This is a genomic window from Butyrivibrio proteoclasticus P6B7 (assembly GCF_000622085.1).
Taxonomy (GTDB): Bacteria; Bacillota; Clostridia; order Lachnospirales; family Lachnospiraceae; genus Butyrivibrio; species Butyrivibrio proteoclasticus_A.
The window spans coordinates 1-22,641 of record NZ_JHWL01000039.1 but is presented as its reverse complement, the minus strand read 5'-3'; the positions used below and the strand labels follow the sequence as shown (position 1 = coordinate 22,641).

22 protein-coding genes are annotated in these 22,641 nt (G+C 43.1%); 20 read left to right on the top strand and 2 right to left on the bottom strand.

Features of this window, described 5'->3' with window-relative positions:
• The coding region (locus T541_RS0115800; protein WP_026653593.1) for a helix-turn-helix domain-containing protein at nucleotides 1-253 on the bottom strand (253 nt) is incomplete at its 3' end.
• Between the two features lie 386 nt (nucleotides 254-639).
• On the opposite strand from T541_RS0115800, the gene T541_RS0115795 reads away from it, so the two are divergent.
• The 16 genes from T541_RS0115795 to T541_RS0115715 all read left to right on the top strand — a co-directional run bounded on the left by T541_RS0115795 (nucleotide 640) and on the right by T541_RS0115715 (nucleotide 16,195).
• Complete coding sequence (locus tag T541_RS0115795) at nucleotides 640-1,398, top strand: lysophospholipid acyltransferase family protein (protein WP_155839551.1); 759 nt, start codon at nucleotides 640-642, stop codon at nucleotides 1,396-1,398.
• Nucleotides 1,379-2,890 carry a 2-oxo acid dehydrogenase subunit E2 gene (locus T541_RS0115790; protein ID WP_026653591.1) on the top strand — a complete coding sequence of 504 codons (1,512 nt, stop codon included), beginning with the start codon at nucleotides 1,379-1,381 and terminating at the stop codon, nucleotides 2,888-2,890. The genes T541_RS0115795 and T541_RS0115790 overlap by 20 nt, the downstream gene beginning before the upstream one ends.
• A gap of 273 nt (nucleotides 2,891-3,163) precedes the next feature.
• A complete protein-coding gene (locus tag T541_RS0115785; protein ID WP_026653590.1) occupies nucleotides 3,164-4,687 on the top strand; it encodes a phytoene desaturase family protein in 1,524 nt (507 codons plus the stop codon).
• Nucleotides 4,688-4,689: 2 nt separating this feature from the next.
• Nucleotides 4,690-5,256, top strand: coding sequence for a TetR/AcrR family transcriptional regulator (locus tag T541_RS0115780; RefSeq protein ID WP_026653589.1), 567 nt, complete (start codon nucleotides 4,690-4,692; stop codon nucleotides 5,254-5,256).
• Nucleotides 5,257-5,326: 70 nt separating this feature from the next.
• On the top strand, nucleotides 5,327-5,509 hold the full coding sequence (locus T541_RS0115775) for a DUF4250 domain-containing protein (RefSeq protein ID WP_026653588.1): 183 nt from the start codon (nucleotides 5,327-5,329) through the stop codon (nucleotides 5,507-5,509).
• 548 nt (nucleotides 5,510-6,057) lie between these two features.
• The gene (locus tag T541_RS0115765; RefSeq protein ID WP_034467582.1) at nucleotides 6,058-6,783 is read left to right on the top strand and encodes a CpsB/CapC family capsule biosynthesis tyrosine phosphatase; all 726 of its coding nucleotides are present in this window, start codon (nucleotides 6,058-6,060) and stop codon (nucleotides 6,781-6,783) included.
• 38 nt (nucleotides 6,784-6,821) lie between these two features.
• Entirely contained in the window at nucleotides 6,822-7,562 is a 741-nt protein-coding gene (locus tag T541_RS19950; RefSeq protein ID WP_034467579.1) for a YveK family protein, read from the top strand.
• 70 nt (nucleotides 7,563-7,632) lie between these two features.
• Nucleotides 7,633-8,460 (top strand): polysaccharide biosynthesis tyrosine autokinase, encoded by an 828-nt coding sequence (locus T541_RS0115755; RefSeq protein WP_026653585.1) that lies wholly within the window; start codon nucleotides 7,633-7,635, stop codon nucleotides 8,458-8,460.
• A 21-nt stretch (nucleotides 8,461-8,481) separates the two neighbouring features.
• Nucleotides 8,482-8,943 (top strand): hypothetical protein, encoded by a 462-nt coding sequence (locus tag T541_RS0115750; RefSeq protein WP_026653584.1) that lies wholly within the window; start codon nucleotides 8,482-8,484, stop codon nucleotides 8,941-8,943.
• Between the two features lie 15 nt (nucleotides 8,944-8,958).
• Nucleotides 8,959-10,014: an LCP family protein gene (locus T541_RS0115745; protein ID WP_242840794.1), complete on the top strand. Its 1,056-nt coding sequence runs from the start codon at nucleotides 8,959-8,961 to the stop codon at nucleotides 10,012-10,014.
• Nucleotides 9,989-10,837, top strand: a complete 849-nt coding sequence (locus T541_RS20885) for a class B sortase (RefSeq protein WP_051538300.1) — start codon at nucleotides 9,989-9,991, stop codon at nucleotides 10,835-10,837. Before T541_RS0115745 ends, T541_RS20885 begins: the two co-directional genes overlap by 26 nt.
• A 43-nt stretch (nucleotides 10,838-10,880) precedes the next feature.
• Nucleotides 10,881-11,603, top strand: a complete 723-nt coding sequence (locus T541_RS0115735; RefSeq protein WP_026653582.1) for a hypothetical protein — start codon at nucleotides 10,881-10,883, stop codon at nucleotides 11,601-11,603.
• Between the two features lie 397 nt (nucleotides 11,604-12,000).
• Nucleotides 12,001-13,050, top strand: a complete 1,050-nt coding sequence (gene hisC / locus T541_RS0115730) for a histidinol-phosphate transaminase (RefSeq protein ID WP_026653581.1) — start codon at nucleotides 12,001-12,003, stop codon at nucleotides 13,048-13,050.
• Nucleotides 13,050-13,580: a COG2426 family protein gene (locus T541_RS0115725; protein WP_034467574.1), complete on the top strand. Its 531-nt coding sequence runs from the start codon at nucleotides 13,050-13,052 to the stop codon at nucleotides 13,578-13,580. The genes hisC and T541_RS0115725 overlap by 1 nt, the downstream gene beginning before the upstream one ends.
• 213 nt (nucleotides 13,581-13,793) lie before the next feature.
• On the top strand, nucleotides 13,794-14,747 hold the full coding sequence (locus T541_RS0115720) for a class I SAM-dependent DNA methyltransferase (protein ID WP_026653579.1): 954 nt from the start codon (nucleotides 13,794-13,796) through the stop codon (nucleotides 14,745-14,747).
• 170 nt (nucleotides 14,748-14,917) lie between these two features.
• The gene (locus tag T541_RS0115715) at nucleotides 14,918-16,195 is read left to right on the top strand and encodes an MFS transporter (RefSeq protein WP_026653578.1); all 1,278 of its coding nucleotides are present in this window, start codon (nucleotides 14,918-14,920) and stop codon (nucleotides 16,193-16,195) included.
• Between the two features lie 154 nt (nucleotides 16,196-16,349).
• Here T541_RS0115715 and dapF read toward each other — a convergent pair whose 3' ends face one another.
• Complete coding sequence (gene dapF / locus T541_RS0115710; RefSeq protein ID WP_026653577.1) at nucleotides 16,350-17,330, bottom strand: diaminopimelate epimerase; 981 nt, start codon at nucleotides 17,328-17,330, stop codon at nucleotides 16,350-16,352.
• A 240-nt stretch (nucleotides 17,331-17,570) separates the two neighbouring features.
• Here dapF and T541_RS20880 point away from each other — a divergent pair, with 240 nt between their 5' ends.
• The 4 genes from T541_RS20880 to T541_RS19935 all read left to right on the top strand — a co-directional run.
• Entirely contained in the window at nucleotides 17,571-18,350 is a 780-nt protein-coding gene (locus T541_RS20880) for a hypothetical protein (protein WP_026653576.1), read from the top strand.
• A gap of 693 nt (nucleotides 18,351-19,043) precedes the next feature.
• Complete coding sequence (locus T541_RS0115700; RefSeq protein WP_026653575.1) at nucleotides 19,044-19,556, top strand: SEC-C metal-binding domain-containing protein; 513 nt, start codon at nucleotides 19,044-19,046, stop codon at nucleotides 19,554-19,556.
• Nucleotides 19,557-19,820: 264 nt separating this feature from the next.
• Entirely contained in the window at nucleotides 19,821-21,704 is a 1,884-nt protein-coding gene (locus T541_RS0115695; RefSeq protein WP_026653574.1) for a threonine--tRNA ligase, read from the top strand.
• Nucleotides 21,705-22,378: 674 nt separating this feature from the next.
• Nucleotides 22,379-22,641, top strand: a 263-nt coding sequence (locus tag T541_RS19935; RefSeq protein ID WP_034467569.1) for a WXG100 family type VII secretion target, incomplete at its 3' end; no start/stop codon positions are given.

Genomic DNA, 22,641 nt, shown 5'->3' with positions numbered 1-22,641 from the left:
CCAGATCTTGATATGAGATTTCACTTGTTAAATATAACTCTATAACAGAAAGTTTCTTTTCGAAAGAATATATTTGTTGCTGACGAGAACGCACAAGTCCATCATCTCCGAAAGCTTGATAATTCTGGACCCATCTTTCAATGATGGCTACAGCTGGAATTCCATAAGTTTTAGCAAGATACCTGTAGCTGCCTTCACCTTTTAAATAAGCGAAAACAACTTTCTTCTTAAATTCATATGAATATTTAGCCATAAAAATACCGACCTCCCAATCGTTAGATTTTTGGTCTAACTTTTGGGGGTCGGTACAATACTTTCTATGGCTCCTTTTCGCTGCCACTCTTAGGCGTCGGAAATTGAGATAACTGGGGCTGAGGGACGGGGGTATGTGTGTGCAATTGTGAGTATTTGGACGAGTTGATGAGTTTCACGGTGAAATATCAGAAAAATGTCGAGTGCTCTGAATGACCATGAAATGAGACATTTTTCTGATATGAGCCGATGAAAGTCACAACAAGGAAACACGAACAATTGCACACACATACCCCCCACCCCTCATCTCCCACTATATCTCCACATTTCCGCCCTTGTTGGAAACTGGCAAAAATGTTAAGATAGTCGATTGGGAGGAGTGGAAAAGTGAAACGTAAACATCCGTTATTTTGTTTTATAAAGTTCAGCGTTCGGTTAATTATGCCCCGCTTCACCATAGTAGGCGAGGAGAATATTCCAACCGGCCCTGCAGTGATCGTGGCCAATCATTCGCAGATCTACGGCCCACTTACCGCAGAGATCTACTTCCCCGGCAATAGATATACCTGGTGCATCTCCGAAATGATGGAAAAGGATAAGGTGGCAGACTATGCCTACCAGGACTTCTGGTCCAAGAAGCCCAAGGCACTGCGACCATTTTTTAAGCTTCTTTCACACATGATCCCGTCCTTGTCTCAGCTCATTTTTACCAATGCTGATACAATCCCGGTTTATCGTGACAAAAGGGTTTTGAAAACATTCTCAATCACCACAGATAAGCTCAAGGAAGACGCAAGAGTCATCATCTTCCCAGAGGAATACACCGAGTACAACAATATAGTTCATAACTTCCAGCGCGGATTCGTCCATGTTGGCAAGTACTATTACAGACAGACGAAAGCTCTTTTACCATTTGTTCCAATGTACGTCTGCCCTGCGAGAAAAGAGCTGATTATAGGTAAGCCCATTTACTTCGATCCGGAGAATAAGATGGATGTGGAGGCAGACAGGATTTGCCAGTATCTTGAGGACGCTATCTCCGACATAGCCTTTGAGCTTCCGAGGCACCGCGTGGTACCTTACCCAAATATTTCTAAGAAAGATTATCCGTATAACGAAAAGCACTATGAAAAAACCAGTAGTTGATTATAGAAAGTTAAGACCAAACAATATTGCCAGCAAGGAATTCAGACACCTTCTGATGCTTTTGGGCTGGGCGATATACTTTGTAATGTATTTTGTAACTGAGAACCTTATTCCAGAAAGCGCCTGCCACGTGGTTCACAGCAGGATGGACGACATCATTCCATTTAACGAGTATTTTGTTATCTTTTACGTTTCATGGTACCTGTTCATGGTGGCGTCCCTTTTGTACTTTCTTTTGTATGATATAAAGAGCTTTGTTATCGCCGAGAAGTTCATCATCGGAATGCAGATAATAGCAGTTATTACCTATATTGTCTGGCCTTCAGTCCAGTTCCTTAGACCTGAAGAGTTTGCAAACGACAATTTCTGCACCAGACTCCTTGGCCTTATTTATGGCTTTGATACACCAACCGGTGTGTGTCCTTCACTTCACGTGGGATACACCTTGTCAGTGTGGGCAGCCTGGATCCGCAAGAAGGATTCCAAGGTATTTACCAGAATTTTTGTTTCAATTTGGGCTTTCATGATCAGTATTTCTGTTTGCTTCGTTAAACAGCACTCCTTTACTGATGTGTGGGCAGCCTGTGTTTTATATTTGTTTCTTGAGTTTGTTTTGTTTAGGAAGGATTTCAAAATGGGAAAAAGAAGATGGGGAGACCGCAGAGACGCAGCGCTCCTGCGTGATATAGATGGCATGCACTACGTTATGCCACTGATGTATCCTAACAGATGCGACAACGAAGCCTACATCACGATGTCTATTGATCTTGCCAAGACTGAGGACTATATCGCCGAGTTTAACAAGCAGCATCCAGACAGAAGAATATCTATATTTGATCTTGTCATCACTGCGGCCCTTAAGACAATAAGGCTTCGCCCTCAGATGAACAGATTCATCGCTAACAAGACCATGTATCAGAGAAATGGCATTACAGCAGCCTTCACTGTTAAAAAGAACTTTAGAGATGACGGAGATGAGACTCTTGCCAGAATAGTTGCAGAGGATACCGACAATCTGGACACTCTCAGCAAGAAGGTAAGAGAGCAGATAGCTTTTTGTAAGAACAACGATGACGAGTCCACAGAGGCCATGAACATTATCAAGAAGCTGCCATTCAAGCACCTCATCGGCGCTGTTGCCCGCTTCCTTGACAGACACGGCTGGATGCCAGCATCAGTCATTGCCACAGATCCTTACCAGTGTTCAGTAGTTCTTTCTAACCTGGGATCCATCGGCATGAACATCGGCTATCACCACCTGATGAACTGGGGAACAACCTCAATCTTCATCATTGTTGGAACCAAAAAGAACAAGCCATACTTCGACGCTCAGGGCAATGTGACCATGAAGCGTGAGCTGGATCTTTCCTTTACAATTGATGAGAGAATTTCAGATGGCTTCTACTACGGAAGATCCCTTAAGCTGATGAAGAAGCTTATCGAGAATCCAGAGCTTATGGAAAAGCCATTAACTGAAGAAATTACATATTGATGAATTGGAAGTCAATGAGACACTGGGGTTCTCATTGACTTCTTTTTATGAGACACTGGGGACGGTTCTATTTGACTTCAGCAATGTTTACATTAAAAAAAGTCAAATAGAACCGTCCCCAATGACTTTAAAAGAAGTCAAATAGAACCGTCCCCAGTGACTTTCCAGTAAATAATAAAAAAGTACTTGCATAAAAAGAATTCTAATGATATATTGAATGAGTATTCAATGAACATAGATTCAATAAAATATAAATGAAGCGAGGAAACGGAAATGGAAAAGAGTAAGGTAGTTGTTATTGGTGGTGGTATTGCAGGTCTTTCAGCAGGAATCTATGCACTTAAGGCTGGATTCGATGTGGATATCTATGAGAAAAATGCTATTCCTGGTGGAGAGTGCATCGGTTGGAACAGAAAGGGCTTCCACATTGACAACTGCATTCACTGGCTCACAGGAACTAAGAAGGGTACAGAGCTTTATGATGTTTGGGAAAGCGTTGGTGCGCTGGCTGAGGATACTGAGTATGCAGACATTAGCTCTTTTTACACATCAACATATAAGGGACAGAGCGTGACACTATGGAACGATCTTGAGAGAACAAGAAAAGAGCTTGTGGAGATCTCACCAGAGGATGAAGCCGAAATCAACAAGTTCATCCAGTACGTGGAATACTCCAAGCAGTGCCTGATTCCAGCAGCTAAGCCTATGGAGATGTGGGGAATTGGCGATTACATCAAGATGGGCAAGTCCATGGCAGACTTCCCTAAGGTTATGAAGGAGTTTGGCAAGATCTCATTGGAGGATTACAGCAAGCGCTTCAAGTCTCCACTTCTTCAGAAGATGCTCTGCGACTACCTTCCAAAGGAGTACTGCGTTTATTCATTCATGGTATCCTACGCTACAATGGCTGACGGAAACGGCAAGGTGCCAATGGGAGCTTCACTTCAGATGTCACTTCGAATGGAGAAGAAGTTTAAGGAGCTTGGCGGAAAAATCTTTTACAATGCTCCTGTGAATTCTATTGTTGTGGGTGATAATGGAATGTCAGCCAAGGCTGGTGTTGTAGGCAAGAAGAACGCTTCAGGAATTGAGCTGGGCGATGGCTCTTTTGTAGCTGCTGACTACGTGATTCCAACTATTGATACCAATTTCCTTTTTGATAAGCTTTTACCTTCCAAGTACATGCCAAAAGAGCTAAAGAAGGCCTATGAGAATCAGAAGGCATACCCAGCTACAAGTGGCTTCCAGGTAGCTTTTGCGGCTCCTTGCAACTTCGAGGCTGGCGAGACAACCTTTGTGGATATTGAGCCTCTTACTGTAGGAGATAGATCTTTTGACAGAATGTATGTAAAGGCCTACGGCTACGATGCTGTCTGCGTTAACGGGGACAGACAGGTGATCCAGACCAGCATTTTCCAGACCGATGAGGATTATTTTTACTGGAAAGGCCTTAGCAGTGAAGAGTATAATAGGGTGAAGGAAGAGAAGGCAAGACAGATTCAGGACAGGATCGAGGCTGCGTACCCTGAGCTTAAGGGATGCCTTGAGTACCTTGATGCCTGGACACCTCTTACCTATGAGAGATATTGCAACGCTTATCACGGAAGCTACATGAGCTTCGTGACAACACCTCTTGGAAAGTCTGTTAGAATCACAGGCAGACTTAAGGGCCTTAAGAATGTGTACCTGGCAGGCCAGTGGACAAGTGCTCCTGGCGGACTTCCAGTTGCAGTTACCAGCGGCAAGTTCGCAGTGCAGAGGATACTTAAGGATTTGAAGAGGGATGTGGAGATCTAAGTATGACTAGAAAAGAACAAAAAGAAGAGAGAAAGAAAGCGATATTGATGACGGCTCTCAAGCTGTTTGTGGATAGAGGCTACTACGAGACCAAGATCACGGACATTGCCAAGGCAGTGCCCATGAGTACCGGGCTCATGTTCCACTACTTTGAGTCCAAGGAAGATCTCCTGCTGGAGCTTGTTAAGATGGGACTTCAGGGCAGTGCTTCCGTTGGCGCCGGCGCAGAAATGGTGCCTCCGGATATCTATCTTGAGAAGTTCCTGGAACAGCTCTTTTCCTACGCAGAGCAGCAGCCATGGGTCTTCAACATGTTCGTATTCATGGGACAGGTTCGAAGAGTTGGCATGCCAGAGGAGGCCAGAAACCTGGCTCTTACCTTTGACACCATAACCCCGACTGCCAAGCTCATCGAGAAAGGCCAGGAGCAGAAGCTCTTCCACAAAGGCGACGCCAGCCTAATGGCCAGATGCTTCTGGGCATCCGTCCAGGGAATCATGGAAGAACTTGCCATGGACCCAGCCATGAAAGCTCCAGATCCTAAGTGGATCGTGGGAATGCTGAAATGAGCATGGCTGATGTAATAGATATCTTGCTGATGAATAATTGATATTGAATTTGTGATTTAAGGAGAATGAGATGATACCACAGGACCCAGTGATGCTACTAAGTTTTATAAACATGAAACTTCGCGACAACTATTCAAGCCTGGAAGCCCTGGCAGATGACTTGGATCTGTCCTCTGAGGATATTAAGGCCATTGTCACCAAGCTTGAAGGCATTGGATATACCTACGATGAGGCTCAGAATAAGTTTGTGTGAGCTCAGAGCGGTTTTCGGCTAAGCATCAGAGTGATTCTTGGCTCAATGAAGATGATAGTTATGAAACATCGGAGAGTTAGTGGCATGTAAACAGTGGAAGGATGCGGGCCGGTGGCTTATCAATGCGAGCATTTGCACGAGATGATGAGATTCTAGGTGAAATAGCAGAAAAATGGTGAATGCTCTGAACGACTGTGAAACGAGCCATTTTTCTGCTATGAGCCGTAGAATCTCGCATCGAGTAAACGCGAGCATTGGTAAGCCACCGACCCACACCCTTCCACGTCCGCAGCCACAACCTCCCGCGTAGCCACCCTTCCACGTCCGCAGCCACAACCTCCCGCGTAGCCATACCTCACCGTCCGCAGCCACAACCTCCCGCGTAGCCATACCTCACCGTCCGCAGCCACAACCTCCCGCGTAGCCACAACCCCCTCAAGATATAGAATTAAGCGTACATTTCAACCACACGATGTTGAAAGTGTACGTTTTTTTGTAGTATAATTATTGTGTAATATCATAAACTTTTGAAGATAAGGTGCTTCTACATGCCAACATCAATAGATATTCATTGTCACATTATGCCGGGAGTTGACGACGGTTCTCCGGATATGGAGACCAGTCTTAAGATGCTCAGGATAGCAGCCAAGAACGATATTACACACATCATCCTGACTCCCCACCATAAACCAATGCATCATAACGTAAGCCCTGAACACAACGTGGCCTACACTGACAGACTGCAACAAGCGCTGGACAGAGAGGGCCTTAACATAAAGCTTTATTCTGGAAACGAGATCTACTATAGCGATGAGACCTTCAGGGAACTGGAAGAGGGCAGAATTACTACCCTCGCAGGAAGTGACTATGTTCTTGTGGAGTTTCATCCAACAAATCCTTATAAAGCCATACATAACGCAGCCTATCAGGTGCAGGCAGCAGGCTACATCCCTGTGATCGCCCACGTGGAGCGCTATTCCGACATGGTCTCCAAACCTGCGCGGGTAGAGGAACTTGTGGACATGGGATGCCTGATTCAGGTTAATGCCAACAGCGTTATGGGTAAGTACGGCTTTGGTATTAGTTCTTTTACCAAGAAATTGCTTAAGAACCGGCTGGTGCACTTCGTGGCCACAGATGCCCATGACACTGGTAAAAGAGCTCCAGAATTACTGGAATGCAGACGCTTTGTGGATAGAAAGTTCGGGGAAGACTACGGCAGGCGTATATTCTACGACAATCCCATGAGCATTATTCATAACGAAACAATCTGATACACTGGCCTGATTCAACACAATTAGGAGCGGCCCAAATGGGGAATAAAGACGACATCATTGAAATTAATCTGGGGGAGCTGTTTGCAGTTCTTTTGGGGAGAGCCTTTCTGATCATAAGCGCAGGGGTGTTCTTTGCTCTGGCAGGGCTTTTCCTTAGTAAGTTTGTCCTGCATCCGGAATATGAATCCACCACCAAGATTTATATCCTGAACAAAGAGGAAAACCAGACCGTTACTTATTCGGACGTGCAGATTTCCACCCAGCTGACCCAGGACTATGCGGAGCTTATCAAGAGCCGATACGTGCTGGAGGAGGTTATCCAAAGGCTCAACATGGTGGATATGACATACGACGACCTTTACGACGTGCTTAAGGTGGACACACCTTCTGATACACGAATTGTTGCCATCACTGCCAAGGACGAGGATCCGCTCATGGCCATGAAGATTGCCAACTGCATCAGAGAGGTGGCCAGTGAGCACATCACCAACGTTATGGATATCGATGCCATCAACGTGGCAGAAACAGCCAACGTTCCCATGGAGAAGTCCAGTCCCAGCGTCGCCAGATGGACCGTCATCGCAGGGTTCCTGGGCATGGTAATCGTGGCCTTCTTTGTAATCCTTGGATATCTCCTTGATGACACCATCAAGAGTAACGACGACGTGGAGAGATACCTTGGCCTTAGTACATTGGCCCTGATACCGCTTACCACCGAGGAAACCGAGAAGAAGAAAGCTAAGAGCAAAGCCAAGTCCAAGTCCAAATCTAAGTGACGGGATTTAGACAGCTCTTTTGACAAAAGAACTATGAACGCAGCCATAAACAAGCTAGAACGGAGAGTATATGCAGAACGCGAAGCTTCATTTTAGTCAGGCGGAGAACAATTATCAGATAAAAGAAGCCTATAAGACCCTTCGAAGTAACGTAGAGTTCAGTGGTCAGAATGTCAGGATCATTTCTGTCACCAGCTGTACTCCGGGCGAAGGAAAGACTACCGTTGCCATGGCGCTGGCAAGGGCCTTTGCTGAGGCAGGTAAAAAGACAATTCTCGTGGATGCAGATATGCGTAAGTCGGTACTGGTGGGTCGTTACCGTACTGGCTCTGTAAGACTTGGTCTTACCCATTGTCTTGTAGGAAGAGAGAGACTTTCCAGCGTTATCTGCGAAACGGATACTCCGAATCTTTATGTGATATTTAGTGGACCAGTTCCTCCAAACCCCAGTGAGCTTCTGGGCGGTAGGATTTTTGGCAAGGTCCTTGAGAATATGAAACAGGTTTTTGACTACGTGATCATTGATACACCGCCTCTTGGAAGCGTTATCGATGCTGCGGTCGTGGCTAAGCAGTGCGATGGAACCATAATGGTGGTGGAGAGTAATTCTATCAGCTACAGATTTGCCCAGAGAGTTAAGGATCAGCTGGATAAGGCTGGTGCCAAGATGTTGGGCGTTGTTCTTAATAAGGTAGATATGACCGGTAAGGGATATTATGGCCACTATGGCAGCTACTACGGCAAGTACTATGGCAAGTATTACGGCAAGTACTACGGCAAGTACGGCGAAGACAATGTCAATATCCCCACAAGGCCCAGAGCAGTTAAAGAGGAAGAGCCTGATGACGACGATCTCAGCGAGCTTAGTTATCTGGCAGGAGTAACGAGAAAAGACTAAAAGAGTTGATGGGAGGCCTACGTGAGAGGTAATATTCTTGGAATATTTTTTACCATATTAAGTGGAGTCCTGGTGGCATTCATAGTGATCGCTTACGGAAGGAGCGACCGCATGGCGCCTGAGTTCAGGTTCTCGGCCCTTAACCTGGTCTATGATTCTCAGACAAAAGATATAGACCTGATAGCCGGGGTAAATGCCTACGATTCAAGGGATGGGGATCTTACCAGCAGGATCGTTGTTGAGAAGGTGGTTCTTAACAGGGATGCCGGAACTGCAGTTGTTTACTATGCAGTGGCTGATTACAGCGGAAATGTGACCAAGCAGTCCAGAGTATTTCCTGCTGATATCGAAGATATAGACAGCAACGGTGATTCTTCGGAGACTATGGAGGATGAGCTTTTTCCAAACCTGGCTTTTGGAAGCGAGGATGGATACGTTGGGAGCGAAGCATCTAGTGAAGCGTCGAGTGATGATGAAGACTAATTAGGAGAAATGCCTATGGGCAAAGCAGGCAGAACCTTCCTCGTCGTTTGGGCAGTCCTGATGACATTTATCGCGGGAGCTCTGGTGGGCTTTGAAGCGATGAGGATGTTTGGAAAATCGAATCTTGACTCTAAGTCGGCAACCTCCAACCCAATGATGGGCACCAATGACTATGTCCAGGCTGGAGAGGGAGCAACATGGCAATCTGACTGGGTTAGATACAATGGCCATGTCTACGACTACAACGAAGATATAATTACTTTCCTTATCATGGGCATTGATAAGGATGATGAAGTTGTACAAAAAATGGATGGCGGAGTTTATGGTGGACAGGCGGATGCTCTTTTCCTGATGGTCCTTAATCCCCATGATCAGTCCATTAAGATAATCGGAATCAACAGAAATACCATGACAGATATCGATATGTACGATGATTACGGTCGGTATCAGAATACGATAATATCCCAGATTGCGCTTCAGCACGGCTTTGGCGATGGAATGGAGCAGAGCTGCCTGTATCAGGTGAAGGCTGTGTCCAACATGTTCTATCAGCTACCAATCCACGGCTATGCAGCAATAAACATGAGCGCCATACCTATTCTCAATGACCAGGTGGGCGGCGTGGATGTTACTGTACTTGAGGATCTGACTCAGTTTGATAAGAGTCTTAGAAAAGGAGATCAGGTCCACCTTGAAGGAATGACAGCCTTCTACTATGTAAAGAGCCGTGACACCAGTGTTTTTGCTTCTAATGATTCAAGACTTGAGAGGCAAAAGCAGTACATTACAGGATTTATAGATACCGCGAGAGCTAAGACCAAGGATGACCCTAATGCAGCGGTGGAGCTCTTTTCCTCAATCACAAATATGATGGTGACCAATATAACTGCTGATGAGATAAGTTATCTGGCCCCAAGCATTTCAAATTATAGCTTTGATAAAAGTGATATCAGGATAATTGAGGGCGAGACTATAAAAAATGGGGAGTATGAGGAGTTCTATGTGGATGAGGAAGATCTGTATAGAACAATAATCGAAGTTTTTTATGAAAAAGTTGATAATGTGGACTAAAGTTTTTAAAAATATATGCCGATATAAACGTATAGAATGGATTGCCCTTAAAAGGCTTGTTTGTATTGCTTGCATTTTGGCTCTTTTACCGGGATGTAGCAAGAAAACAGAGGAGCCTTACAGGTGGGAAGGCATTGATAAGGAAAGCGCTTCTGATTCCTACATTGATTTTATCAATCTGGAAAAAGAGAACGAGGATATCTTTGGATGGATTTATGTTCCGGAGGCTGGAATTGATTATCCCCTGGTGCAGAGTAGCGAGGGCGACGATGAATTCTACAAGACCCACAATGCCGGTAAAAATGAGGATCCTAAAGGGGCAATATATATAGAAGCCGCCAATTTAAATACTATGTGCGACTTTAACGAGGTTATCCACGGTTCCCATCCAAGTGATGGCACCATGTTTGGAAATCTCGATAAGTTCCTTGATAAAGAGTTTTTTGATGAAACTAAGTACATTTACATATATATGAATGGTAATGCCCTTGTTTACTACGTTATAGGGGCCTATACCAGAGATAATACAAGGCTTTTAGAGGATTATGATTTTACCTATGCTTCAGGCTGTCAGGGCTTTATCCATGAGTTGTGCGATGGCCGCAGCATGAACAAGCTGATCAGGGAAGGCTGGGAGGTTGGACTTGTTCCGGAGAATTTCCTGGTAACGCTGACAACGGTTAATCCTGATGATCCCGACAGACAGATAGCAGTGGTTGGATGTCTTGTGGGAGATGTGGCAGGTAAGATCGACAGATTTGTGGATTATTCCGACGACGAAGATTATAACCTTGATCTGGAAGATGTTCCGACGGATGGATAAATATAGGTATTGTAGTTCTATGTCGAATGGAGGCGAAAGAAAAATGAAAAAGATTCTTGCTCTCGTGATCGCAGGTACTTTGTTTGCAATGTCCTCACTTTGCGTATGCGCAACTGAGGATGCCAGCACTGCCAGCTCTACTCCTGGTGGTTCCACAAGCCCATCTCTTCCTGAGAAGATCGATGAATTGGAAGAGCAGCTTCGTAAGAACCAGGAAGAAAATGCCAAGATGATCGCTGACCTTACCAAACAGGTTCAGGATCTTACAAAGGCTGTTCAGGCAAGCCAGAGCAACAAGGGCGGCGGATCACAGCCAAAGAAGTCATCAGGAAACGGTGGCTCATCATCTGATTCCAAGAACAATTTCTATGCAAGAAACAATCTTGTAGGCTATGGCAACAACATAGTTGGCCAGGGCGGACACGTTGAGATCAACGGCGGCAGAAGTAATGTTACCTTTGTTCTTTCAACATCACCTTATGGCGACCTTACATCAGCTAATTCCCTTGCAGGAACTGTAAAGGGAACACTGCTTAACGTAGTTTCCACAAGCTCTCCTGGAGTTGCTTTCCAGACAGCTAAGGTTAACTTCTATGTAAGTGGAGTTGTTGATGGCGATAACATCGCAGTTTACCAGCTTCAGGGCGGTAAGTGGGTACAGCTTCCAACAGCTGAGATCAGAAGAGATCACGTAGTAGTTTACATGTCCAGACATGGCACACTTGCGTTTATCAGAGTTCCAGTGCTTGCAGCAGTTACTGGTTGAGAGTGAGTTCTGAGATATCTTTCACATGAGCATAGTTTAAGGGATAAGGCTTCAAAGCTTTATCCCTTTTTTTATTCAATAGGAAATTCCTTTGGATTTCCTATTGAATAAAAAGCGCTCCGCTAAGGATGCGACTGGTGCGCAGATGAATTTTGCAAGCTAAAGCTTGCGCGCACCAGCGCGCAAAGAGTCGCGAGCGACTCTTTGTTCTTGTATTATCTTTTCTCTATTATTTTCTTAGGATACTATTATATGTGTAAACCATATTCTGTTATTTGAAAAATGTAGGGTGTTGCAAGTTTCACTTTAGCATGGTATTGTAGTGAAGTGGGTGATATAGGGACGGAAGCGGAGTCATACGTATATCACGTAATAGTGGAAAGAAACAGGAGGCAATATGAGCTGGGAGAATAACGTACGCACAGTAGTTCCATATACACCGGGTGAGCAGCCCAAGATCAAGAATATTATCAAACTGAACACCAATGAGAACCCTTATCCGCCTGCTCCAGAAGTATATGAGGCGTATAAGAATGTTAATCTTGAGGATTACAGGAAGTATCCAGACCCTACTTGTGGAAAACTGGTGGATGCCATTAGCTCTTTTTATAAGGTGGACAAGGACCAGGTATTCGTGGGCGTGGGCTCCGACGATGTGCTTTCTATGGCGTTTCTCACGTTCTTTAACTCAGAGAAGCCAGTTCTTTTCCCTGATATAACCTATTCCTTCTATGACGTGTGGGCTAATCTCTACAGGATTCCCTTTGAGCAGAAGCCTCTCAGAGAGGATTTCACTATTGATCCAGAGGATTACTTTGGCGAGAATGGCGGAGTTGTAATAGCTAACCCTAATGCTCCTACGGGAGTTGCGCTTCCTCTCTCAGATATCGAGGAGATTGTTAAAAGAAATAGCGACGTGGTGGTAATTGTTGACGAGGCCTATGTGGATTTTGGCGGAGAATCAGCGCTTCCACTTATTGATAAGTACGATAACCTGCTTGTAGTAAAGACTTATTCCAAGTCAAGGTCATTGGCAGGACTTAGAATCGGCTATGCCTTTGGATCTAAGAAGCTCATCAAGTACTTGCTTGATGCCAAGTTCTCTTTTAACTCCTACACAATGAACATGCCATCCCTGGAACTGGGGGCTGCAGCTATGGAGAACAGGGAATACTTCGAGGAAACCGTGGCTAAAGTGGTTGCCACAAGAGAGAGAACCAAAAAAGAGCTTAAGGCTCTGGGATTTGAGTTCGGCGATTCAAAGACTAATTTCATTTTTGCAAAGCATCCTTCAAAATCTGGCAAGGAGATATTTGATTATTTACGTGCACATGATATAATAGTGCGTCGTTTTGATTTACCAAGAATAAGTGAGTATCTTCGAATCTCCATTGGAACTGATGAGGAGATGGATACCCTTATCAGTGTTTTGAAGGAGATAGTTTAATGGCTGAGTTTATTAGATTTTTTACTGGCACACTTGTTGGACAGTATATTACTGTATTTGTTGTTTCTATGGTTCCACTTATTGAGCTTAGAGGAGCGATTCCTTTTGCTTATGGATTTGTAAACACAACAGATACCGGATTTAACCTTTTACTTGGATATATTCTTATTGCTGTAGGCAACATGATTCCTGTACCACTTATTTATTTCTTTGCAAGAAAGATTCTGGAGTGGGGCAAGGATAGGCCAGTTATCGGTAAGTTCTTTAGATTCTGCCTTGAGAAGGGTGAAAAGGGCGGTAAGAAGCTTCAGGAGAAGGCTGGAAGAGGCCTTTTTGTAGCACTCCTTTTGTTTGTTGGAATCCCACTTCCTGGAACAGGCGCTTGGACAGGCACACTTGCTGCATCAATCCTTGATATGGACTTTAAAAAGACCGTTGGTGCGGTAATCTGCGGAATTGCCCTTGCTGCAATTATTGTTAGTGTGGTTTGTGCACTTGGATTTGGTGCATGGCTTGGAATTACTGCATAAGCATATTTAGGGCTTGGTTTTGAAGCATTGCTTGATGCAGGCTGAAATTGAATATGTATTAGCGCATGATATGATTTGAAATACGAATAAGTATTATTGATATAGCTGGTTGATATGCCGAAGGGATTGGCTTACAACCAGCTATTAATTTGGTAAAATAGCAATATCAGAAGAAAGACTGATGTAGTCGGAAATACGTTAGATGAGGATATTATGGAAGCATATAGTGATTTTGCAACTGTATACGATACATTTATGGATGAAACCCCATATGAAATATGGGGCGATTATGTAGATGGGCTAATTCAGAAGTATGGGGTGTCTAAGGCATATTCTTGTGAAGATGTCGGTAGTGCTGAGAATAGCGGTGATTTGAATTCTGACGATGTTGATATCCAGGAGGCTCTTAATGAGGAGCGTAATCTTGTAGTGGAACTTGGCTGTGGTACTGGCTCTTTTACCCAGATTATGAAGAAAAAAGGCTACGACATCATGGGAATCGACATGTCTTCTGACATGCTTAACATTGCTCGTAACAAGGCAGTTAAAGAGGGACTTGATATTATGTACCTTGAGCAGGATATGAGAGAGCTGGATCTGTACTGCACCGCCGGAACCATCGTAAGCGTATGCGATAGCGTTAATTACCTGCTTGAAGATGATGATGTTATCGAGACCTTTAAGCTGGTTAACAATTTTCTTTTTCCAAAGGGAGTATTCATATTCGATTTCAATACGCTTCATAAGTATCGCGATGTGATCGGTGACGCGACGATTGCTGAGAACCGTGATGACTGCAGCTTCATCTGGGATAACTATTATCACGAGGACGAGCACATTAATGAGTATGATCTTACGATATTTGTAAGGGAAGGTGCTGGCAAGTCTGCTGGGGATGGTGCTGAGTCTGCTGAGAATGGAGAAGATGAAGCTGACCACGATGTTATCGAGGATGCAACTACTGAAGAATATGATGTTAATGATGGCGGACTGTTTAGGAGATTCTCAGAAACACACTATCAGCGCGGATACACACTGGATGAGATGAAGTCTTTCGTGAAGGCAGCAGGCATGGAGCTTGTGACAGTCATCGATGCAGATACCCATGAAGAGCCTACAGAGGATAGCGAGCGTATTTACGTTGTGGCGCGTGAGTGCGGTAAGTGATAGGATTTTAAGTAAGCATGGCATAGTTAATCTAACGATGGTCAGCCAAGTAAAATGGCTGGTAGATAACTAAAAATTGACTCAGCATTGTTTATTTAAGGGGGAGAACATGGTTAATTGCAGTGTATATGCTCCATGCAAATGAAAACTAATTTGTATGGAGGATAAAAATGAAAAATAGAATAAAAGAACTAAAAGATTTTTACATAATCTGGAGCACTCAGAGCTTATCACAGCTTGGAAGTGCCATTACAGGATTTGCACTGACACTGTGGATTTATGAAAAGACAGGCTCTGCCTTAAGTACAGCAGCGCTTACAATCTGCACCTATGCACCATACGTTATTATGAGCATTTTTGCCGGGGCCATAACAGATAAATTCGATAAAAAGAAGACGATGCTTATCTGTGACCTGCTGGCAGCACTGACGACTGTTATCGTGTTTGTACTGTATAAGACGGATATGCTGACAATGTGGCATTTGTACGTTATAAATGCTTTCTCAGGGCTTATGAATACAGTTCAGCAGCCTGCATCAGAAGTGGCTTATACACTTATTGTTCCTAAAGAGCATTATCAGAAAACCAGTGGCTTTCAGCAGTTATCACGATCTCTTATATCAATAGGTAATCCTATTATTGCAGCAGCATTATATGGATTTGCTGGACTTGATCTGGCTATTGCAGTAGATCTTTTTACCTTTGCTATTGCATTTGCAGCGTTGCTGTTCTTCATTAGGCTACCTGAAGTACAGGATAAAGATGGTGAAAGTGACAACGTGATCAAATTGGCCAAGGAGGGATTAAAGTTCCTTAAAAAGACACCGCTGATACTGACGATAATTCTGTTTATGTCTGGAGTGAATCTGACAGCGTCTATCTTCGATGCTGTGCTGCCAGCCCTTGTAATACCTAGAGAAGGTAACAATGTGTACGGAATCGTAACGGCATTTGCTGGTGTAGCAATGGTGGCTGGAAGCTTTCTTCCGATGCTCTTGCCAAAGCCAAAGGATAGAGTCAGGGTAATATATCTCACAATGCTTTTTGCACTTGGAATTGAGAACTTTGTTCTGGCATTTTCTAGAAGCCCGGTTTTGTGGTGTATTGGTCAGATCATTGGCTGGGTATTCGTACCGCTTATGGCTGCCAACCAGAACGTTATCATGCGAAATGTCATACCTGTTGAGCTTCAGGGAAGAGTGTATGCCTGCAGAAATACATTGCAGTTCTTCACTATACCTATAGGGCTGTTTCTTGGCGGATTCTTTGTAGATAAGATTTGCGAACCATTTATGGCAATGAAAAGTGGAGATGCTTTTTGGACAACGCTTTTTGGAACCGGAAAGGGTTCGGGAGCAGCGCTAATGATGGGAATTCTTGGAGTGACAGGAACGGTGCTTTGCATCACATCAGGACAGATTATGAAGAAGTATAAGTATACAGAGTGATACTTGTAGTTGTTGTTACTGCAACTATAAATGATTAAATGATTTGGACCTCTATCTGGTTGTGATAGAGGTCCTTTTTTATTGAATGTTAAAAGATATTATGCTGTTCCTGTAATCCGAAATAGATAGGATATGTTTAATTTGTTTTGAGGTTTTAAATATCGATCTCGCCAGTAAATACAGTGGTTGCTGGTCCTTCCATGATGACAGATGACTCAGGATTGCCATCCCATGAGCAGGTAACGATGCCGCCAAGAACGTGAACGTTAACCTTACTATCAGTGTGACCATTAAGGATGCAGGCTACTGTTGTGGCGCAGCATCCGGTACCGCAGGCAAGAGTCTCACCTGTACCGCGCTCCCAGACTCTCATGTGAACATTGCCGCGGTCGTCTACTTTAACAAACTCAGTGTTGGTGCGCCTTGGGAAGAACTTGTGATTCTCAAAAAGAGGACCAACTGCTTCAATATCAAAGTTCTGCAGGTCGAAGTCTTCTGGAACAAATACGACTGCGTGAGGATTGCCCATGGATACGCAGGTCATGTGCCATTCCTTGCCATCTACTACAACGGGAAGATTGATAATGGCATCTTCTGGAGCAGAAGCAACATAAGTGGTGTTTGCTGATTTAATGACAGTAGAATCGGGATGATTTGAAAGAGTATGCTTATCTGCATGGTTTTCAGAGTTATTATACTCAGCAAGTATTTCTTCTTTTTCACTAACTGGAACTAAACTGGCTGAAAGAATTGGTGCGCCCATATCAACCTTTACGGATTCAACCAGATTCTTTTCGTTGATTGTCAGGTCGATGTATTTCTTTTGATCAGCACTTACGATTGTAAGGCTCTTCTTGTCAGTGAGGCGATTGTCGTAGACGTACTTGGCAACGCATCTGATGCCGTTTCCACACATCTCAGATCTGGAGCCGTCTGCGTTGTACATCTCCATCTCAAAATCAATATCAGGATCATCAACAGGATTTATAAAGATAAGGCCGTCGGAGCCAATGCCGAAGTGCCTGTCTGATACCTTCTGTGCAAGCTCAGACTTCTTCTCCTGGGGAATTAGCTCTTTTCCACCATCTACATATACATAATCGTTTCCGCAACCGTGCATTTTAGTGAATTTCATAGCGGGCCTCCATTTAATCAGTTTTTTTAAATATAGCAACTGAAGAATTGATTGTAAACAATCTATGGCATTTTTCAATGTAGTGCGCATGTTTTACAATATTCCAGGCGGGGCTCTTTACAATATCTTTTAATCATGATATCTTTTACCAGCACGAAATCTTATGAATTCTTGATACATTCTTATCGACATAATTCTTGTCAGATTTCACACGTAATAAAAATAGAAAAGGTAGTAAACATGCGGATTAACGACATTGTACTTAAGGAGAAGCTTAGGCTTATCGGGCTGCTTGATGCTTTGCAGAAACAATATAATAAAGGGGAATTTCCTGAAGGGAGGTTGGTGTTTAGTAATACAGGTACGCATTATAAATACTACATTTCGTCTGATAAAAAGAGGAATTATATTCCCTTTGAGAAGAGAGATCTGGTAAAAGAATTAGCCCTTAAGAGATATTATGAAGATAGAATTAGTGCATACCAGAAGGAAATTAAGGCATTGGACCATTACCTGGCGAATAGTCCTAAAGATCCAGATGATTTGTATAGAAAACATCCTGCATTATTAGCTCTTTTACCAGAGGAGATTAGTACCTGTGAGAATATTATAGAATGGGATGAAGCAGGCTACGACAAGAATAAGGATCATCCAGAAAACTTGATAATTCAGACTCTAAAGGGGGATCGTGTACGATCAAAGTCAGAAGCTATGATCGCAGATGAACTGTTTAGGTCTAAGATTCCTTATGTATATGAGAAGAAGCTTGTTGTTGGTACTGAGACATTTTCTCCTGATTTTACAGTCATGAATAAGAGAACAGGACAAGTGTACATTTGGGAGCACTTTGGAAAAATGAATGACCCAAAGTATGTGGAGAATAATTGCATATACAAGATGAATAAGTACCTGAGAGCAGGATATGTTCCCGGAATAAACTTTATAACAACATATGAAGATATAAAGAATCCGTTCTATCCTGTTAAAGCGACACAGATGATTGATATGTATCTTAGATGAGTGAACAGTGGTTGATGAGGTGAGGAGCACTGGGGGTACAAGGAGACAAAAGTGGGATTTGTACCCTCGTGTTGGAGTAAGAACGGGGGTACAAGGAGACAAAAGTGGGATTTGTACCCTCGTGTTGGAGTAAGAATGGGGGTACAAAGTGACGAAAATGTGATTTGTACCCCGGAGCAGGAAAAATGAGAGGGTACAAAGTGACGAAAGCGGGATTTGTACCCCCACACAGGAATAAAAGTGAGGGTACAAAGTGATGAAAATGGGATTTGTACCCCCGAGCAGGAAAAATGTGAGGGTACAAAGTGGCGAAAATGGGATTTGTACCCCCGCACCGGAATAAAAGTGAGGGTACAAAGTGACGAAAATGAGATTTGTACCCCCGCACCGGAATAAAAGAGAGGGTACAAAGTAATAAAAACGCCTTCTGTACCCCAGCAAGCAGCAAAGCCAAGCAGCTACCGCAATAGCATAGTCACGTCGCATGAACAAGCGGAACCAACATCTCGGCACCATAAACCACAAGCTTCTCGACACTAATAATCGCAATAGAGTTTACATATTTAAGCAAATATATTAGAATATTGAGTACGTGCATTTATTTTAAAGTGACATGTAAGCAAAGATAATTACATGTAAATAATAAATTTGCATGCAGGATAAATATTTATTTAAGGAAATGGAGTAATAGTTATGGCTTTATTACAAGAGTGGCGCGACAAAGCGTATTCTGAGACAGCCAACAAGGGCGATCTTCAGAGATTATGGACAGATTATTTCCAGAAGGAGCGTGACATCTACGCTGAGCTTCTTAAGAACCCTGATGAGGTAGTTAAGGGTACAGTTAAGGATCTTGCTGACAAGTTCGGTGTTGATCTTATGTACATGGTTGGATTCCTTGATGGTATCAACGATTCTCTTAAAGAGCAGAATCCAATCGAAGAGATGGATGAGAACACAGAGGTTAACCTTGGCTTTGACAAGGAGCTTCTTTACAAGAATATGATCAATGCTGGTGCTGACTGGCTTTACAACCTTCCTGAGTGGGAGACAATCTTCGACGAAGAGAAGAGAAAAGAGCTCTACAAGGAAGAGAAGTCATCACACACCTTCAGTAGAAAAGAGGACAAGGTATATCCTAACGATCCATGTCCATGCGGAAGCGGCAAGAAGTATAAGAAGTGCCACGGAAGAAACGCACAGTAATTACTTGTGTGAGCAGTAACCAAGTACTGACAGAGCAACAGCCAACAGCAGTTGCTGACCAGTAGTAGATGAACTGCAATAATAAAAATGTTTGTACAATGCACTGAATTTATTCAGTGCATTTTGCAAAATATAACTTGGTTTTGCTTTATTGGCGTGGCAGAGATGCCTAGTCAATAGCAGAGCTAACAATAGCTGTGTATAATGAACATAGCTGAATAAAATAGTGGCTGTACCCGGTTGGTATAGCAGAGAGGAATAATTATGGATAAAGAATTATTTAAAGAAGTTTACCGCCATTCAATGGCACACATCCTTGCTAAGGCTGTTATTGAATTGTACGGTAAGGAAGTACAGTATGCTATCGGACCTCAGATTGACGATGGTTGTTACTATGATTTCGTACTTCCAAAGGCAGTAACTCAGGATGATTTCAAGACAATCGAAGATAAGATGAGAGAAATCATCAAGAGAAGAGAGAATTGGACACGTAAAGAGGTTTCAAAGTCGGAAGCACTTGAAATGTTCAAGGATCAGAAGTTTAAGACAGAACTTATCAATGATCTTCCAGAGGATGAGATCATCACAGTTTACTACACAGGTGAGGACTATGTAGACCTTTGCAGAGGACCTCACGTAGAGAATTCTCAGGAGCTTATGAACGTATCTTACCAGGTTAAGTCAATTTCTGGTGCATACTGGAGAGGCGATGAGAAGAGAGATCAGCTTTCAAGAATTTATCTTTATGCTTTCCCAAGCAAGGATGAGCTCAAACAGCACATCAAGATGATTCAGGAAGCACTTGAGAGAGATCACAAGAAGATCGGCGCAGAGCTTGATCTTTTCATGTTTGACGAGACAGCACCTGGTATGCCTTACTGGCTTCCAAGAGGATGGAAGATGTATCAGGCACTTCTTAAATATTCTAGAGAGGTTCAGGAAAGACACGGCTACACTGAAATTGCAGCTCCTCTTGTTAACAACAAGAAGCTTTGGCTCATCAGTGGTCACTGGGCACACTATGTAAACAACATGTTCATGGTTCCTGGTGTTTCAGGCTGGCTTAAGGCTGACGCTGAGATTCCTGGCGTACTTGAGAATAACAACGATCCTACAGAAGAGCCTAAGAATATTAAGATCCAGGCTGGTTCAGTAATATATAATCGTGAGCAGGTAGATACAATGGCTGCTAAGCCTATGAACTGCCCTAACGCTATGATGACATATAAGAGAACTAACCACTCTTATAAAGAGCTTCCTATCCGTTACAGTGAGTACGATGTACTTCACCGTAAGGAGAAGTCAGGACAGATGAACGGACTTTTCCGTGTTCAGGAGTTCAGACAGGATGATGACCATACATTCGTAATGGAATCACAGATCAAGGAAGAGATTGCAGACGTAATCGCAATCGCAGACGAGATCTATTCAACATTTGGTGTTACATACAGAGCTGAGTTCTCAACAAGACCAGAAGACTTCATGGGCGACATCGAAGTTTGGAACAGAGCTGAGGCTGCTCTTAAGGGAATCCTCGATGAGAAGTACGGCGAGGGTGGATACGAGATCAACGAAGGAGATGGAGCTTTCTACGGTCCTAAGATTGACCTTCAGATCAAGGATGCTCTCGGAAGAGAATGGCAGTGCGGTACAGTACAGCTTGACTTCCAGCTTCCTCACAACTTTGGCCTTACATACCAGGCTCAGGATGGAACAATGCAGATGCCTGTAGTTATCCACAGAGCTATCTACGGATCACTTGAGAGATTCATCGGTATCATCATCGAGAACTTCAAGGGTGTATTCCCATTCTGGCTTAGCCCATACCAGGTAGGCATCGTTCCTATCCGTGTTGAGCATAACGAGTATGCTAAGAAGGTTGAGAAGGCACTTATGGATGCCGGAATTCGTGTTGAGGCAGACTACTCTGACAACAACATGAAGGAGAAAATCAAGAAATTCAAGAACTACAAGGATCCATACATTCTTGTAATCGGCGATAAGGAAGCTGCTGAGGGAACTGTTTCTATCAACGTTCGCGGTTCTAACAAGCAGATCCAGAACGTTCCTCTTGAGGCTCTTGTTGCAATGTGCAAGAAGATGAACGAAGAGCGTCCACTTGATCTTATCGACACATACGAAGCTTAATAGTTCTAAATACTGGGCACAGTGGCAATAAACCACTGTGCCTTTTTTATTGAATAGGAAATTCCTATTCAATAAAAAAGCGCTCTGCTATGCAACTCTTTGTTCTATAGCAATAGATGAAATAGACGTTAATCGAAAAATGTCCATTGCTAAAAAAACTGCACTGATATTAGGCTTTGAAAGAAAAAATGGAATAATAAACTTGATCAAATGATATTACGATTTGTGGAAAATACCTAAATCAGAAAGCGTATTTTTATTTAAAACATAGAAAGTGATGAAATGGATTTTGTAATATTTACTTTAAGAAAATACTCGATATAATATCATTTGGAAATGATTGAGATGTAATACATCTTATTTGTAACTTTTCGGTTACATTTTTTCTTATTGAGGGATTGAAAGAAAAATAGAATAAAACTATGGATTTTAGTGACTGGTTTATCTATGTTGCAATGCGAGGTGTGGCGCATGCTTTCACCATTATTGAAATAAAATTGCAATAAAATACGATAAATGTGACATTAAAAATCGAAGTATTATTATGCGACACCGCTCCAGACGTGGTGTTGCAGTTTTTGGTGTTTGATATAGACTGAAAGTCTTTATCATAGATCAGATTCTGGCGTAACAACCGGTATCAATAACATATTTTTAAACGGAGGAAAAGAAAAATGGCACAAAAGGGTATGAATGTCAGCGAAGTTGAGGGATACCTTTCAACACTTTCAGCTGGCGCAACTGATCTTGATCAGCTTACAACAGACGTTAAGAATCTTCAGGGACCACTCCAGGATTGCTGGGAAGGTGAAGAGGCTGAGGCATGCGTTAACTTCATCGCTGATATCTCATCAAAGATGTCTCAGATGTCTGAGGAAGTTATGAAGATCCACAAGTGGGTTGACCAGGTTAAGACAAGCTACGTTGACGCAGCTAA